The organism is Acidaminococcus massiliensis (genome assembly GCF_900095825.1).
Classification (GTDB): Bacteria; Bacillota; Negativicutes; order Acidaminococcales; family Acidaminococcaceae; genus Acidaminococcus; species Acidaminococcus massiliensis.
This window is the reverse complement of sequence record NZ_LT608315.1, coordinates 1810149-1825123: the sequence shown is the minus strand read 5'-3', so window position 1 is coordinate 1825123 and position 14975 is coordinate 1810149. Positions and strand designations below refer to the sequence as shown.

Genomic DNA, 14975 nt, shown 5'->3' with positions numbered 1-14975 from the left:
TCCAAAAGGGCGGGTCCTTTCCTTTTTACCTCTTTACATCCCCTGCTTCTTGATGAAGGCCCGGATGGGTCCGAACCCTTCGATTTTGTTCAGGGTATCTCCCTGGTTCACCAACAGGGTCGGTGCACTCTGGACCTGGTATTTCTCGGCCAGTTCCGGATGTTCCTCCGCAAAGATTTCCCTAAAAGCCGCACCGTGTTTTTCCAGTTCCCGGACGGCCATCTTGCAGTTGGGGCAGGTATGGGTCCCGAAAAGGATCCAGGTGTTCTCCTGTTCCGTCCCGGTCTTGGCCAGATGTTTCGCATCTGCCGGAACCGGTTTCACCGCCGGCTTCTGGAACACCGGCCGTTCTTGCGGAGCTTCCCCCTTGTGCAGGTGGGACTGGCCCAGATCATAGACTTTCCGGTCCTTGAATTCCTGGACTTTCCCATCGTTCCAGTTCTGCACCGGCCGGTAATACCCGGTGATCCGGCTGTAGACTTCCGTCTTCTCACCGCAGTAGGGGCAGGTATACTGCTCACCCGTCAGGTACCCGTGTTCCCGGCAGATGCTGTAAGTGGGAGACAGGGTAAAGTACGGCAGCTTGTAATTGTTGGCAATCTTCCGCACCAGTCCGGCGGCGGACTGCCAATCCGGCAATTTTTCGCCCAGGAAGGCATGGAACACGGTACCGGAGGTGTACAGGGTCTGGAGATCGTCTTCCATATCCAGGGCCGTGAACAGATCCTGGGTATAGCCCACCGGCAGATGGGAAGAATTGGTGTAGTACGGGGTCCCATGTTCATTGGCCGTGATGATGTCCGGATACTGTTCCTTGTCATGCTTGGCCAGCCGGTAGGTGGTGGATTCCGCCGGAGTGGCTTCCAGGTTGTACAGGTCGCCGTATTTTTCCTGGTAATCCTTCAGCCGTTCCCGCATATGGATCAGCACTTCTTTGGTGAAGGCCAGGGTTTCCGGATGGGTCAGGTTCTTCCGCAGCCAATTGGCGTTGAGCCCCACTTCGTTCATGCCGATGAGGCCGATGGTGCTGAAATGGTTCTTGAAGGTCCCCAGATACCGTTTGGTATAAGGATACAGCCCTGCATCCAGCAGCTTGGTGATCACCGTCCGTTTGGTCTTCAGGCTCCGGGCAGCAATGTCCATCATGTGGTCCAGCCGGTCATAGAAATCCGGCTTGTCCTTGGCCAGATAGGCGATCCGGGGCATGTTGATGGTGACCACCCCTACAGAACCGGTGGATTCCCCGGACCCGAAGAAGCCCCCGGATTTTTTCCGCAGTTCCCGGAGATCCAGCCGCAGCCGGCAGCACATGCTCCGCACATCGCTGGGCTTCATATCGGAATTGATATAGTTGGAGAAATAAGGCGTGCCGTATTTGGCGGTCATTTCAAAGAGCAGCCGGTTGTTTTCCGTTTCGCTCCAGTCGAAATCCTTGGTGATGGAATAGGTGGGGATGGGATACTGGAACCCTCTCCCGTTGGCGTCCCCTTCGATCATGTTCTCGATGAAGGCCTTGTTCACCATATCCATTTCCTTCTTGCAGTCCCCATAGGTGAAATCCTGCTCTTTGCCCCCTACGATGGCGGGCACATCCTTCAGATCCTCCGGGCAGGTCCAGTCCAAGGTGATGTTGGAAAAAGGCGCCTGGGTGCCCCACCGGCTGGGAGTGTTCACGCCGTAGATGAAGGATTGGACGCACTGTTTCACTTCTTTGTAGCTCAGGTTGTCCTTCTTCACAAAAGGCGCCAGGTAAGTATCGAAGGAAGAGAAAGCCTGGGCTCCGGCCCATTCGTTCTGCATGATCCCCAGGAAGTTCACCATCTGGTTGCACAGGGTAGAAAGGTGGCTGGCAGGAGAAGAAGTGATTTTCCCAGGAATCCCCCCCAGCCCTTCCTGGATCAGCTGTTTCAGGCTCCAGCCGGCACAGTAGCCAGTGAGCATGCTCAGATCGTGGATGTGCATGGCTGCGCTTTTGTGGGCGTCGGCCACTTCTTTGTCGTAGATCTCATTGAGCCAGTAGTTGGCGGTGATGGCCCCGCTGTTGGAAAGGATCAGCCCGCCTACAGAATAGGTGACGGTGGAATTTTCCTTCACCCGCCAGTCATTCACCCGCAGGTAGTTGTCCACCAGATCCTTGTAGTTCAAAAGGGAAGAATTGACGTTCCGAATCTGTTCCCGCTGCTTCCGGTACAGGATATAGGCTTTTGCCACATCGGCATAGCCGGAATCGGACAGGACTTTTTCCACACTGTCCTGGATGCTTTCCACACTGATCAGATCATCTTTGATCTTGGAATCGAAGTCAGCCGTCACCTGCAGTGCCAGCATATTGATGATGCTGGGATGATAGTTTTTGTGCAGTGCTTCGAATGCCTTCGTAATGGCGCTGCTGATCTTGGTCACGTCAAAATCAACGATCTGGCCATCGCGTTTTACCACGGAATACATGGCTTCATTCCCTCTTTCTCTCAAAATTGCTTTTCCGTAATTGCTCCTTCATTGTAGAACGGAATCTACAGATTGTCAACATGTAGTGGTTATATACAACGTTGTATACTAAATGTTGTGTCTAAACGCCACGTATCATGACACGGTCCGCAATGGGTTCCAATAAGGCCCCATACCGTTCCAAGGTCTTCCGGTCCGGTGCAGTGAAGCCGGCAAAAGGGACCGTCTCCCGATCTTTGAAGGCCTGGAGGTAAAAGGCCGGGATTTTTTTCCCAGTTTTGGCAGCCAGAGGTTCCAGGAAGTCCCTGATTTTTTCGAACGAACGTTCATTATGCAGCTGTTCCACAACCGTTGTACGAAGTTCAAACGGAACCTTCCCCTCCAGCAGCAGTTCCAGGCTCCGGGCCACAGCGGCCACCGGGACATCCTCCCGGCCGGTGGTGACCCCATACTGGTCCGGGGCATTTTTCCAATCCATGGCCACATAATCTACCAGCTCTTCCTGGAGGATCCGTTCCAGGAGAAGGGGGAAACAGCCGTTGGTATCCAATTTCACCAAGAGACCCTCTCTTTTCAGCCGTTCCAGGAAAGCAGGCAGATCCGGCTGGAGGCAGGGTTCGCCGCCGCTGACCACCACAGCGTCCAGGATGCCCCTGCGGGCCTCCAAATAGGCAAACACTTCCTGGATATCCTGGGAAGGGAGCGGGCCCTCCAGGAGTTCACTGTTGTGGCAGTACGGACAGCGGAGATTGCAGCCGCCGGTAAAAAGGGTGCAGGCCACTTTTCCTGGATAATCCACCAGGGATACTTTCTGCCAGCCGGCAATGTGCATATCCATCCCTCCCTTCCTGCAAAATCGTACCTATTATATCATGGCCCAAAAAATAATAAAGACTTGACAAAACGTATGTTCAAGAAACCTGAGACAGGGAGCCCTTCGCCGCCTTTTATTTTTTCAGGCATGCAAAAAGAGGATCCCCTGGAGCAGGATCCTCTTCCGGATTAGCTGGACAGCTTCGGTCTTCCCCTCGGGTCGCCCCAGCTTACAGGCCCATGGCCATCTGCATGGCATGTGCGATATCCAGGAACTTACTGATGATGATGGCGTTGGTGATGTTGCTCAGGAACCCGCCGATCACCGGCACGACGAAGAAGGCCAGTTTGGAATAACGGTACTTCTTGCAGACGGCAGTCATGGTTACCATGGATACAGGCACAGCACCCAGGCCGAACCCGGTATGGCCAACGGCAATCACGGCAGCATCGTAGTTCTTGCCCATGCCGAAGAAGTCCACGAAGTAAGCGTAGAAGATGATGAACACGGCCTGCGCCATGCACAGGATGAACAGCTGGAGGCCCATGCCGGCCAGAGTCCACAGTTTCATGGAAATGATGGACATGGAAACGAACAGGCCCAGAGAGAAGTCCCCGACGGTATCGATGCCTTCGTACAGGGTGGTATGGTCAGCGCCCTTCTTGGCGTCGAAGAACAGACGGATCAGGATGCCGGCGAACATGCAGCATACGTGGATCGGGAAGGAAATGTTCAGGGCTTTCAGTACAGTGAAGAAGGCACCGCCCAGCCCCAGGGCGAAGCACATCAGGTACATGGCTTGGACGATATCACCTTTGTGCATCTGGGTGCCCAGGGTGGATTTCCCGGATTCTTCTTCCATTTCACCCTTCCCATCCAGGGCAGGATCTTCCAGGTGATGTTTCCGGACGATGAAACGACCGAAAGGACCGCCGATGATGGCACCGGAAATCAGACCAAAGGTAGCTGCTGCGATGGCTGCTTCCATGGCGTTCCCCTGTCCGAACTGGACGGCGATAGGAGCAAAAGCTGCCGCGTTGCCGTGTCCGCCGGTCATAGGGATGGAACCGGTCATCATGGCCAAGAGAGGCGGCACGGCCAGGACCTTGCCCAGGCCCAGAGCGATTACGTTCTGGATGGCCGCCAGGACAGCAGCAGAAATACAGAACAGCACCACGTATTTCCCGCCAGTCTTCAGCAGGCTCAAGCTGGCAGCAGCACCGCTGGCTGCAAAGAAGATGCAGTAGAACAGGCTGTTGGCCACTTTGTAATCGAATTGCAGTTCACAGATACCGGCATTGTAAAGCAGTAAGCTGATGATAGCAAAAATCGTACCGCCGACAACTGCGCCAGGCAGGCAGTACTTCTTCAGGAACGGGAATTTGGCCCGCAGCCAGTCACCGAACCAGATGGAAAGTACCCCCAAAGCCAGGGTGTGGAACATGGATAATTTGATAATCATCCTCTCCATTTAAGATCCTCCTCCAATGAAAGAAAAAATAGAATATAGTGCGTAAAGCGTGCTGCCAGGCTCCAGCCCCGACAGCCTTCGTTACGAAAACATTTTATCATAGGCAAATTTGAATAACAAGATAACTGTCTGAAAATTATCACCAGTAATTGTTATCTTATTTTTTACACAAAATTTTGTGTTGGATTTTGTATACAAATTAACAAAATCCAGGATAAATTTCTATAAAGTTATGACAATGCATGGACATCGTAATGAAAAAGAGAGGATTACACGCTTGTAACCCTTTCCCGTGCAATCCTCTCTTTTTGTCAATATTTCCGTCTAAAATGTCAGTGGAGCGTGGTCATCTGTAAACTGCAAATTTTAAACCAATGGCTGTATGGTTCCAGCCTGGCGCATCTGCTGGGCTTCTGCCCGGAGCCGTTCAATCCGTTTTTCCGTGGCAGGATGGGTGCTGAAGAGAGCCTGGGCATCCTTGGCGGAAAAAGGAGAAATGATGAACATATGGGCCGTGGCTTCTGTGGCCCGGGGCATGGTCCGGGTCCGGGCATAGCTTTCGATCTTGGCCAAAGCGTCCGCCAGGGCATCGGGGTCCCCGCTGAGCTGGCCGCCGGTATAGTCCGCCATGTATTCCCGGGTCCGGGAAATGGCCAATTGGATGATGGCCGCTGCCAAAGGAGTCAGCACCAACATCAGCACCCCAGCGATGGGATTGTTCCGCCGGTCGTCCCGGTCCCCACCGAACCAAAAAGCGAACCGGGCCATCACAGAAATGATCCCGGCCATCCCGGCAGCAATGGTGCTGATCAGGATGTCGTCATGCTTCACATGGCTCATCTCATGGCCAAGCACCCCGGCGATTTCCCTGGGTTCCAGCAGTTCCATCAAGCCGGTAGTGACGCACACTGCCGCATGTTCCGGGTTCCGTCCGGTGGCAAAGGCATTGGGCAGTACCGTATCGATCACATAGATCCGGGGCATGGGCAGCTGGGCTCTCTGGGCCAGGCCCTGGACGATCCCGTACAGCATGGGGGCGCTCTTGGCATCCACTGGCTGTGCGTTGTACTGGGAAATCACCAGCTTGTCGCTGTACCAATAAATCACAGCGTTGGAAATCAGAGAAAAAGCCAGCATCACGGTCATGCCGCTGCTGCCCCCCGATATAATCGCCGATCAGGAGCATCAGCCCCGTCATCAGGCCCATGAGCAAAGTCGTTTTGAACATGGTCATTCACCTCGCATTCTCTTTACGCCCGAGGATGGCTCTTGTCGAAGACCGTCTTCAGGCGGTTGTTGGTCAGATGGGTATAGATCTGGGTGGTGGAGATGTCCGCATGGCCCAAAAGTTCCTGGACAGTCCGGAGGTCCGCCCCGTTGTCCAGCATGTGGGTGGCAAAGGAATGGCGCAGGATATGAGGAGTCAGCGGCTTCTGGATCCCGGCCTTCACCCCGTAGGCTTTGATGATCTGCCAGAACCGCTGGCGGGTCATCCCGGTGCCCCGGATGGTCAGGAACAGGCTGTCGTCCTCCCGGCCGTTCTTCACGAACAGCGGCCTCACATCGGTAAGATATTTCCTCAAGAACTGGACTGCGATCTGGCCCAGGGGGATCAGCCGTTCCTTGGCCCCTTTCCCATAGGCGATCACATACCGGGTCTCCAGGTTCACGCTGGCCCGTTTCAAGGTCAGCAGTTCTGATACCCGCATCCCGGTGGCATACATCACTTCCAGCATGGTCCGGTCCCGGAAGCCTTCCGGCTGATGGAGATCCGGAGCGGCAAAAAGCTGTTTCACCTCTTCCAAGCTCATCACTTTCGGCAGGACCACGCCTCGGTTCCCGGCTTCCACCACTTCCGAAGGGTCTTCCTCCAGGAAGCCCTCCGCCGTCATGAAACGGAAAAAGGCTTTCAGGGCGGCCAGCTTCCGGGAAGCGGAAGTAGGCGCATACTGGTGCTGCCGGAGCATCTTCATGTAAGCCAGGATATCCTCCCGGTCCACTTCTGTCAGGGGTTTCTTGATCCATCCGGCAAAAAGCCGGAGGTCCCTGCCGTAAGATTCCCGGGTATTATAGGCCAATCCCATTTCCACCGTCAAGTATTCCAAAAACAGATTGATTTCCTTTTCCAGTTTATTCCTTATTGACACCCTGATCATTCCCTTTTTTTAAGACTAGGATTGTCTCTGCTTCCAAGGGAGCAATGGTAGAAATGGCATGTTTGTAGATCAGCTGCTGTTTGCCTTCACTTTCCATGATCACAGTGAAATTGTCAAAGCCCCAGACCTTGCCGCGGACCTGGAAGCCATTGAGCAGATAGACTACAATGGTCTTTTTTTCACTGCGCACCCGGTTCAGGAAACTGTCCTGCAGATTCAGTGGTTTGTTTGTGCCTGTTGTCATGATCTTTCTCTCCTTGTCATGTAAGTGCTGCGGGGAATTCCGGAAAGGAGTTCCCGCCTTGAGCTTCAGTGCCCGGAATGGGATACTTAGCGCCTCAGGGTTCTTGCTTTGGGATGAAATTCTGTTTTTGCAACGCGGCCAGCATTTCTGCAACACATCGCTGATAATCTGGAGGATTCTCCAGCTGGAACCACTGGATATAGGGCATTTTCTTGTACCAGGTAACCTGGCGCTTGGCAAAATTCCTGGTAGCCTGTTTCAGCTTGGCGATGCATTCTTCCCGTGTCCACTCTCCATGGAAATACTGCAGCACCTGCCGGTACCCGATGCTCTTCATGGACTGGGCCGTTTCCGGCACGCCCATGGCCATCAGCTTCCTGGTCTCTTCGAAAAGCCCCTGTTCCACCATTTGATCCACCCGCAGGTTGATCCTCTCGTATAAAGAAGCCCGAGGCATACTCAATCCAAAAACAACCGCGTCGTAGGGACTTTCTGCTGCCTTGGCCGCAGATACTCGTTCCCCACCCAGGGTCGTTTCGATGGCTCTTATTATACGCCTTCTGTCATTAATCTTCAATTCCATGGCCTTGGCCGGATCCAAGGCCTCCAATTTCCGGTGGAGGGCCGCATTCCCTTCCCGGTCTGCATAAGCAGCAAGTTCCCGGCGCAGGGAAGCCGATTCGTCCACCTGGGAAAAATCGTAACCCTCCAAGAGGGCCTTGACGTAAAGGCCGGTCCCACCCACCAGGATGGGCAGTTTTCCCCGGCAGTTGCAGTCCCGGATCCATTGCCCGGCCTGCTGCTGGAAATCCACTACAGAAAACTTCTCACCGGGTTCCAGGATATCCACCAGATGATGGGGCACCAAGGCCAGTTCTTCCGCCGTGGGTTTGGCCGTAGCAATGTCCATGTGGCGGAACACCAGCATGGAATCCCCGGAAATGATCTCTCCGTCCAGGATCCGGGCCAGGGCGATGCCGCAGTGGCTCTTGCCGGTGGCCGTAGGACCGATGATGGCCAGGACTTTCGGTTTGTCAGTTCTGCCGCTGGTCACTGGGCTCCCTCCCTTCCGATGATCCCGTACTTGATCCGGCTGTATTTCCCGCCTTGGATTTCCTGGGCTCCCAGGCTCTTCAGGAAGGCTTCCTCCCGTTCTTTCACCACCACCCGGGGGGCCAGGCGCAGGGCCGCCCGGACCATGGAACCATCCAGGGATTTGTGGTAGGAAGCCGGGCGCAGGGGCTGCATGCTGGCAGAATTCCCCACCGGTTTCTTGAACATGGGATCGAAATAGACCACATCGAAGGAATCTGCCGGCAAGGTGGGCAGCAGTTCTTCTGCCTTGCCCAGCCGGGCTTCGATCCGGCGGAGGCTGGCAGTGATATCCGGATCGTCGATGGCATACTGCTGGAGGCCCTGGGAAACCGCCAGATACAGGACTGGGGAGGCCTCCAGCCCCACCACTTTCCCTTCCGGCCCGGTGATAAAAGAAGCCACCGCTGCATCGGCAGCCAGCCCCAGGGTGCAGTCCAAGACCCGCATCCCCGGCCGGAGCCGACAGGCCTGGACCAGATGGTCCGTGCCGCCCCGTTTTAGGTTCCGGATCCGGGGGACTCCCATGGAAGGATGGTATTTCAGGATCCCTTCCTCTGTATAGACCTGGGGGCCCTGGTGGGTGGCCACCAGCACCGCCTTCATCCCCTTTTCCCGGAGCAGTTGGTCCAAGGTGCCGTGGAGGGGCCGGGGAAGGAAGGGCAGATCCAGGGCAGCCGCCCAGGACCGGGCCTCTTGGTACAGTTCCGTCCCGCTTTTGCGGATGACGGTGACCCCGTAAATGGACATGGGTTGGATTCTCCTTTCGTGCTTATGTCCGTTTGAACATATGGTACAATTCTTCGCTGGAAAGCTGGATCATGCAGGGCCGGCCATGGGGACAGGTGAAGGGATGTTCCGTGTTCAGCAGTTCCAGGATCAGCTGGCGCATCTGGCGGATGTTCAGCACTTCCCCGGCCCGGATGGCACTGTGGCAGGCGGCATAATGGAGCACGCCCTCCCGCAGATCGCTGGTCTTGATTTTTTTGTTTTCCGACAACAGCTTCAGGATGTCGTCGATGAAGCCTTCTGCCTGGCCGTTTTCCACATCTGCCGGCAGGGCCGAGACCCGCAGGGCGGTTTCCCCCGCCGGTTCCACATCCACCCCCAGCTCCAGGAATTCCTGCCGGTAGGCTTCGATGAGCTCCACTTCGGGCTTGGTCACATTGAGGAACAGGGGCAGGAGCAGCTGCTGGGAAGGGATCTTCTGCTGCTGCCGGACGAATTTGTCATACATGACCCGTTCGTGGGCTGCATGCTGGTCGATCAAATAAAGGGCCGTTTCCGATTGGGCCACGATGAACACCCGGTCCACCTGGCCCAAGGGCCAGATCATATCCACGCCGCTGTTCAGGGCCGCGTCCCGGGCGTCTTCTGTCAGGGCCTCATCGCTGGTGCCCGTTTCCTGGGTTGCCGCCGGCTGCTCCGGTTCCTTTCCGGCCTCCTGGATCTCTCCTGGAGCTCCATCTGCCCGCTGAGCCGCAAAGAATTTTTCCGTGGTCTCTTCCGAAACCGCATCCGGGACTTTCCAGACAGGCTGTCCGTAGCTGCCGCTGGGGCTGGAGGCATAGCTCCGTCCGAAGGCAGTGCTGCGGGGCTGCCACCCCCGGTCCCCCCCCTGGAAAAGAGGACGGGTTTCCGGGGCCGGGGAAACCTTTTGCAAGTTCCCCGTGCCTGCCCCGCCGGATCCAGTGCCGGGCTGGGCCAAGGCAACGGAACCATCCCGGGTCTCTCGGCCCGCCATGGGCTGGGTCAAGGCCTGGCAAAGCCCATGATACACCGCCCGGTAGACCGCACTTTCATCCCCGAATTTGATCTCGCTTTTCTGGGGATGGACATTGATGTCGATGAGATGGGTATCGATGCCGATGTTCAGCACCGCAAAGGGGAACCCGGCCTTGGGTATCTGGGACTGGTAGGCATGGTCGATGGCCTTGCTCACCATCCGGTTGTTGATGCAGCGGCCGTTCACAAAAAGGGTCTGCCACTGCCGGGTCCCTTTCAGCAGGGTGGGCCGGCTGATGTATCCTTTGACGGAGATCCCCTCCTGGGTATAATCCACCGTCAAGAGTTCCCGGGTCACTTCTTTCCCATAGAGGGAGCCGATGGTGTCCAGGATATCCCCGCTGCCCGGGGTATTGATCACTTCTTTGTCATCCCGGGTGAGGGTCAGATGGACGTCCGGCCGGGACAGAGCGATTTTGGATAGGATCTCGCTGATGTACCGGCCTTCTGTATTCGTTGTCCGGAGGAATTTCCGCCGGGCAGGGACATTATAGAACAGGTCTTTCACGGTGATGGTGGTGCCTACATCGCCCCCCATGGATTCCACGTCCATCTCTTCACCCCCGTCGATGGCGATCCGGGTGGCAAATTCCGAGCCCGCTTCCCGGGTCAGCAGGGTGAAATGGGAAACAGAGGCGATGCTGGGCAGGGCTTCTCCCCGGAAGCCCAAGGTACGGAGGGTCAAAAGGTCATCCGCCTTTACGATCTTGCTGGTGGCATGGCGCAGGATGGCCATCCGGGCATTGGCTTCGTCCATCCCAGATCCGTTGTCCCGGACCCGGATGAATTCCGTCCCCCCGGCAAAAATATCCACTTCGATCTGGCTGGCGCCGGCATCCAGGGAATTCTCCACCAGTTCCTTCACCACGGAAGCGGGTTTTTCCACCACTTCCCCGGCTGCGATCTGGTTGGAAGTGTTCTGGTCCAGCAGCTGTACTTTAGCGCTCATAAGTTCTGACCTCCCTCCCGTTTGGCTTCTTCCTGGAGTTTGTACAGGGTATTCAGGGCTTCCAGGGGTGTCATGGTCATCACATCCAATTTCCGCAGGGTATCCCCGATCACATCCGCAAAGAGACTGGGCTGCAGGGCTTCCTCTTTGGAGCTGGCCGGCTTTTGAGGCGCCGGTACTGCCGTTTTTCCATGGCTGCCCTGGTCGGTGTATTCTTCCAGCAGCTCATCGGCCCGCTTCACCACTTTTTCCGGCAGGCCGGCCAGTCTTGCCACATGGATCCCGTAACTCTTGTCGGTGCCTCCCGGTACGATCCGCCGGAGGAAGACCACTTCCCGGCCTTTTTCTTTGACCGCCACCGAATAATTCTTGATCCCCGGATCCAGCTGTTCCAGTTCGATCAGCTCGTGGTAATGGGTGGCGAACAGGGTCTTGGCCCGGATCTTGTCGTTGATGTATTCCACCACCGCCCGGGCGATGCTCATGCCGTCATAGGTGCTGGTGCCCCTGCCTACTTCATCCAGGATGATCAGGCTGCGGCTGGTGGCGTATTTCAGGATGTTGGCCACTTCATTCATTTCCACCATGAAGGTGCTCTGGCCGGTGGCCAAATCATCGCTGGCCCCTACCCGGGTGAAAATCCGGTCCACCGGACAAACATCCGCTTCCCGGGCCGGGATGAAGCTGCCCATCTGGGTCATCAGGGTCAAAAGGGCCACCTGGCGCATATAGGTGGATTTCCCGGCCATATTGGGCCCTGTCAGGATGATCAGCCGTTCATCGGTGTTGTTCAAATGCACATCGTTGGGCACGAAGAGTTCCCGTTCCAGCAGCTTTTCCACCACCGGATGCCGGCCGTCCTTGATGATGATCTCCTGCCGGTCATTGAGCTGGGGGCATACATAGTTCCCCTTGAAGGCTGCCATGGCCAGGGAATAGAGCACATCCAGCACCCCCAGGGCCCGGGCTGTTTCCTGGACTTCCACCAGATGCCGGCGGATATCCTGGCGGATGCCGTCGAACAGGTAGTATTCCAGCTGCTGGATCTTTTCTTTGGCGCTGAGGATCTTGTTCTCGAAATCCTTCAGTTCCGGCACGATGTACCGTTCCCCGTTGACCAGTGTCTGCTTCCGGATGAAGGTATCCGGCACCTGGGAGATCTGTCCTTTGGACACTTCGATGTAGTAGCCGAAGACTTTGTTGTAGCCCACCTTCAGGTTCTTGATGCCGGTCTGGTCTTTGATTTTCTGTTCGAAGTGCAGCATCCACTGGTTGTTATTTTCCGCAATGTCGTGGACTTCGTCCAGCTCCGGATTGAAGCCCCTGCGGATCATGCCCCCTTCCCGGACGGTGAAGGGGGGATCATCCACGATTCCCCGTTCCAGTTCGTCCAGGATATCCTCATGGAGGCTGATCCGGCCGTCCAGGGTATGGAGCAGTCCTTCCGGAATCCCGGAAAGCAGCCGCTTCACCTGGGGCAGGGCCCGAAGGGCGGTCCGCAGAGCGGCCAAGTCACGGGCATTGGCAGAACCCACTTCGATCCGGGAAAGGATCCGCTCCAAGTCGGTGATCTCTCCCAGGGCATCCCCCAGGTCCGTACGGAACCGGGCCTGGTCCACCATGCAGCCGATGGCCTGCTGGCGGAGGCGGATCCGGGCGGTATCCAAGAGCGGCCCTTCCACCCACTGGCGGAGTTGCCGGGCCCCCATGGCCGTCCGGGTGTAATCCAGCACTTCCAGAAGGGTCCCGTGCCGGGTGCCGTCCTTCATGTTCTTCACCAGTTCCAGGTTCCGGATGGCGGTGGCGTCCAGGTTCATCACCGCATCAGTGGTGATCTCCCGGAGACGGTTGATCTGGGCCAGGTCGCTCTTGACATTTTCATGGATGTACTGGAGCATATGCTCCACAGTCCCATGGACCAAGGGTTCTTGGCCCGCCGGATGATCCTGGCCGAAATGCTGGCTGAAATAATCCAGACCTGGCACCGGATCATAATGGTTCAGCATACAGTCCGGCAGTTTCTGGTTCACCTTGTCCAGCAGTTCTCCGAAATTTTCATTGGATTCTGTCAGTATCAGTTCTGCGGGCTGCAGCCGGTACAGCTGATCCAGCACCGCTTCTTCCCGGTCCTTGCCCCGGGCCAGGTACCAGGCGCATTCCCCAGTGGACACATCGGCAAAGGCCAGGCAGAGCCCCTTGCCATCCTGTTCCAGGCAGGCCAGGTACTGGTTGTGGCTCTCTTCCAGCACCGCATCGCTGAGCACCGTCCCCGGGGTCAGGATCTTGGTCACTTCCCGCTTCACGATGCCCACGGCCTTTTTCGGGTCTTCCATCTGGTCGCAGATGGCGATCTTATAGCCTTTTTTGATCAGTTTGGCCAGATAGCCGTCCACCGAATGGAAGGGCACTCCGCACATGGGCATGGTGCTGGAAGCCCCCGCCTTCCCCCCTGCCCGTTTGGTCAAGGTCAGGTTCAGTTCCCGGGAAGCCGTGATGGCATCTTCATTGAACAGCTCATAGAAATCTCCCAGGCGGAAGAAGAGCAGTTCATTCTTATGTTGTTCCTTGATTTCCAGATACTGCTGCAGCATCGGAGTCAATGTAGTCATAAAGCAGCACGTCCTTTGAGCAGCCAGGTCTGAGCGGTTTCAATGGCTACCGGGACGATGTCCCCCGGATTGAAGATCCTCTCGCCCACAGGCCAGAGCACCAGCTTGTTGCCGTCGGTCCGGCCGCTCCACATTTTTTTGTTGTTGTGGCTGAGGCCCTCCACCATCACAGGCAGCGTACGCCCCACCAGTTTCTGGTTGTGTTTCAGGCTGTGCCGGTTCTGGAGCTCCATGAGCCGGTTCAGCCGGTCTTTCTTCACTGCTTCCGGGATTTGCTCTTCCATGGCCGCAGCCGGAGTCCCGGACCGTTTGGAATAGATGAAGGTATAGGCCGCATCGTAGCTGACTTCTTCGAAAAGACTCAGGGTCTCCTGGAAGTCTTCTTCCGTCTCCCCCGGGAAACCCACGATGATGTCCGTGGTCAGGACCGCCTCCGGAACATACCGCCGGATGGTATCCACCAGCTGGAGATAGGTCTCCCGGGTATAGCCCCGGTTCATGGCCTGCATGATCCGGGTGCTGCCGCTTTGGACGGGGATGTGGAAATGTTTGCACACATGTTTGCTTTCTGCCACGGTGCGGATCAGTTCCTCGCTCATGTCCCGGGGATGGCTGGTCATATACCGGACCCGTTCCACCCCAGGGATGGCATCCACCTGGCGCAAGAGGGCGGCAAAGGCATCCTTTTCTCCCCGGTCCTTTCCATAAGAATTCACATTCTGTCCCAAGAGGGTGAATTCCCGGTAGCCCAGTTCCACCGCCTTCCGGATCTCTTCACAGATGGCTTCGGCGCTGCGGCTCCGTTCCCGTCCCCGGACATAGGGCACGATACAGTAGGTGCAGAAGTTATTGCAGCCATACATGATGGGCACCCAGGCCGCATAGCTGCTCTTCCGCACGAAATGGCCCTCGAATTCCCGGGGCATGACGGTCAGGTCATTGTACATGCCGGCCTTCCGCTGGTCCTGGTGCAGATAATCCTGGAGGATGGCGCTGAAATTGTTCACATGAGCCGTACCAATGAGCAGGTCCACCTGAGAATACTTCTTCAGGAAGTCTTCCCCGTCTTTCTGGGCCATGCAGCCGGTGACACAGAGGACTTTGGAAGGATCTTCCCGCTTGATCTGCTTCATCTCCCCGATTTTGCCCAGGATCTTCTTTTCCGCGCTTTCCCGGACGCAGCAGGTATTGATCAGGATCACGTCTGCATGGTGATAATCTTCGGTATAATGGTAGCCCAGGTCGGAAAGCTGCCCGGCATAATGTTCTGAATCACTTTCATTCATCTGACAGCCGTAATTCAGAATGGTGTAACTCTTGGTCATTGGTTCTCTGTTTCCCTTCTATCCTAATATTTAAGCAAACGACAGTGAAAAGTCTCAATACTTCATTATACGCTAGAAATAA

General features: G+C 56.2%; 10 protein-coding genes and 1 pseudogene. All 11 read right to left on the bottom strand.

The window, feature by feature from the left end; translation table 11 throughout:
- Positions 1-33: 33 nt before the first annotated feature.
- On the bottom strand, positions 34-2448 hold the full coding sequence (locus BQ2657_RS08760; protein ID WP_075580277.1) for a ribonucleoside triphosphate reductase: 2415 nt from the start codon (positions 2446-2448) through the stop codon (positions 34-36).
- 121 nt (positions 2449-2569) lie between these two features.
- Complete coding sequence (locus BQ2657_RS08755) at positions 2570-3286, bottom strand: anaerobic ribonucleoside-triphosphate reductase activating protein (protein WP_083236230.1); 717 nt, start codon at positions 3284-3286, stop codon at positions 2570-2572.
- Positions 3287-3491: 205 nt separating this feature from the next.
- The gene (locus BQ2657_RS08750; RefSeq protein ID WP_075580276.1) at positions 3492-4733 is read right to left on the bottom strand and encodes a sodium/glutamate symporter; all 1242 of its coding nucleotides are present in this window, start codon (positions 4731-4733) and stop codon (positions 3492-3494) included.
- 366 nt (positions 4734-5099) lie between these two features.
- A pseudogene (htpX, locus tag BQ2657_RS08745) lies at positions 5100-5961 on the bottom strand (zinc metalloprotease HtpX).
- Positions 5962-5983: 22 nt separating this feature from the next.
- Positions 5984-6889, bottom strand: a complete 906-nt coding sequence (gene xerD / locus BQ2657_RS08740; protein WP_187119189.1) for a site-specific tyrosine recombinase XerD — start codon at positions 6887-6889, stop codon at positions 5984-5986.
- The gene (hfq, locus tag BQ2657_RS08735) at positions 6864-7133 is read right to left on the bottom strand and encodes an RNA chaperone Hfq (protein ID WP_075580275.1); all 270 of its coding nucleotides are present in this window, start codon (positions 7131-7133) and stop codon (positions 6864-6866) included. The genes xerD and hfq overlap by 26 nt, the downstream gene beginning before the upstream one ends.
- Positions 7134-7227: 94 nt before the next feature.
- The gene (gene miaA / locus BQ2657_RS08730) at positions 7228-8187 is read right to left on the bottom strand and encodes a tRNA (adenosine(37)-N6)-dimethylallyltransferase MiaA (RefSeq protein ID WP_075580274.1); all 960 of its coding nucleotides are present in this window, start codon (positions 8185-8187) and stop codon (positions 7228-7230) included.
- A complete protein-coding gene (locus tag BQ2657_RS08725; RefSeq protein WP_075580273.1) occupies positions 8184-8975 on the bottom strand; it encodes a class I SAM-dependent methyltransferase in 792 nt (263 codons plus the stop codon). The genes miaA and BQ2657_RS08725 overlap by 4 nt, the downstream gene beginning before the upstream one ends.
- A 22-nt stretch (positions 8976-8997) precedes the next feature.
- Positions 8998-10959 (bottom strand): DNA mismatch repair endonuclease MutL, encoded by a 1962-nt coding sequence (gene mutL / locus BQ2657_RS08720; protein WP_075580272.1) that lies wholly within the window; start codon positions 10957-10959, stop codon positions 8998-9000.
- Positions 10956-13568 (bottom strand): DNA mismatch repair protein MutS, encoded by a 2613-nt coding sequence (gene mutS, locus BQ2657_RS08715; protein WP_075580271.1) that lies wholly within the window; start codon positions 13566-13568, stop codon positions 10956-10958. Before mutS ends, mutL begins: the two co-directional genes overlap by 4 nt.
- Complete coding sequence (gene miaB, locus BQ2657_RS08710) at positions 13565-14893, bottom strand: tRNA (N6-isopentenyl adenosine(37)-C2)-methylthiotransferase MiaB (RefSeq protein ID WP_075580270.1); 1329 nt, start codon at positions 14891-14893, stop codon at positions 13565-13567. The genes mutS and miaB overlap by 4 nt, the downstream gene beginning before the upstream one ends.
- Positions 14894-14975 lie beyond the last annotated feature (82 nt).

Coding starts and splice junctions, on each gene's coding strand:
- BQ2657_RS08760 (WP_075580277.1), bottom strand. CDS start 2,448: ATGTATTCCGTGGTAAAACGCGATGGCCAGATCGTTGATTTTGACGTG.
- BQ2657_RS08755 (WP_083236230.1), bottom strand. CDS start 3,286: ATGGATATGCACATTGCCGGCTGGCAGAAAGTATCCCTGGTGGATTAT.
- BQ2657_RS08750 (WP_075580276.1), bottom strand. CDS start 4,733: ATGGAGAGGATGATTATCAAATTATCCATGTTCCACACCCTGGCTTTG.
- xerD (WP_187119189.1), bottom strand. CDS start 6,889: ATGATCAGGGTGTCAATAAGGAATAAACTGGAAAAGGAAATCAATCTG.
- hfq (WP_075580275.1), bottom strand. CDS start 7,133: ATGACAACAGGCACAAACAAACCACTGAATCTGCAGGACAGTTTCCTG.
- BQ2657_RS08725 (WP_075580273.1), bottom strand. CDS start 8,975: ATGTCCATTTACGGGGTCACCGTCATCCGCAAAAGCGGGACGGAACTG.
- mutL (WP_075580272.1), bottom strand. CDS start 10,959: ATGAGCGCTAAAGTACAGCTGCTGGACCAGAACACTTCCAACCAGATC.
- mutS (WP_075580271.1), bottom strand. CDS start 13,568: ATGACTACATTGACTCCGATGCTGCAGCAGTATCTGGAAATCAAGGAA.
- miaB (WP_075580270.1), bottom strand. CDS start 14,893: ATGACCAAGAGTTACACCATTCTGAATTACGGCTGTCAGATGAATGAA.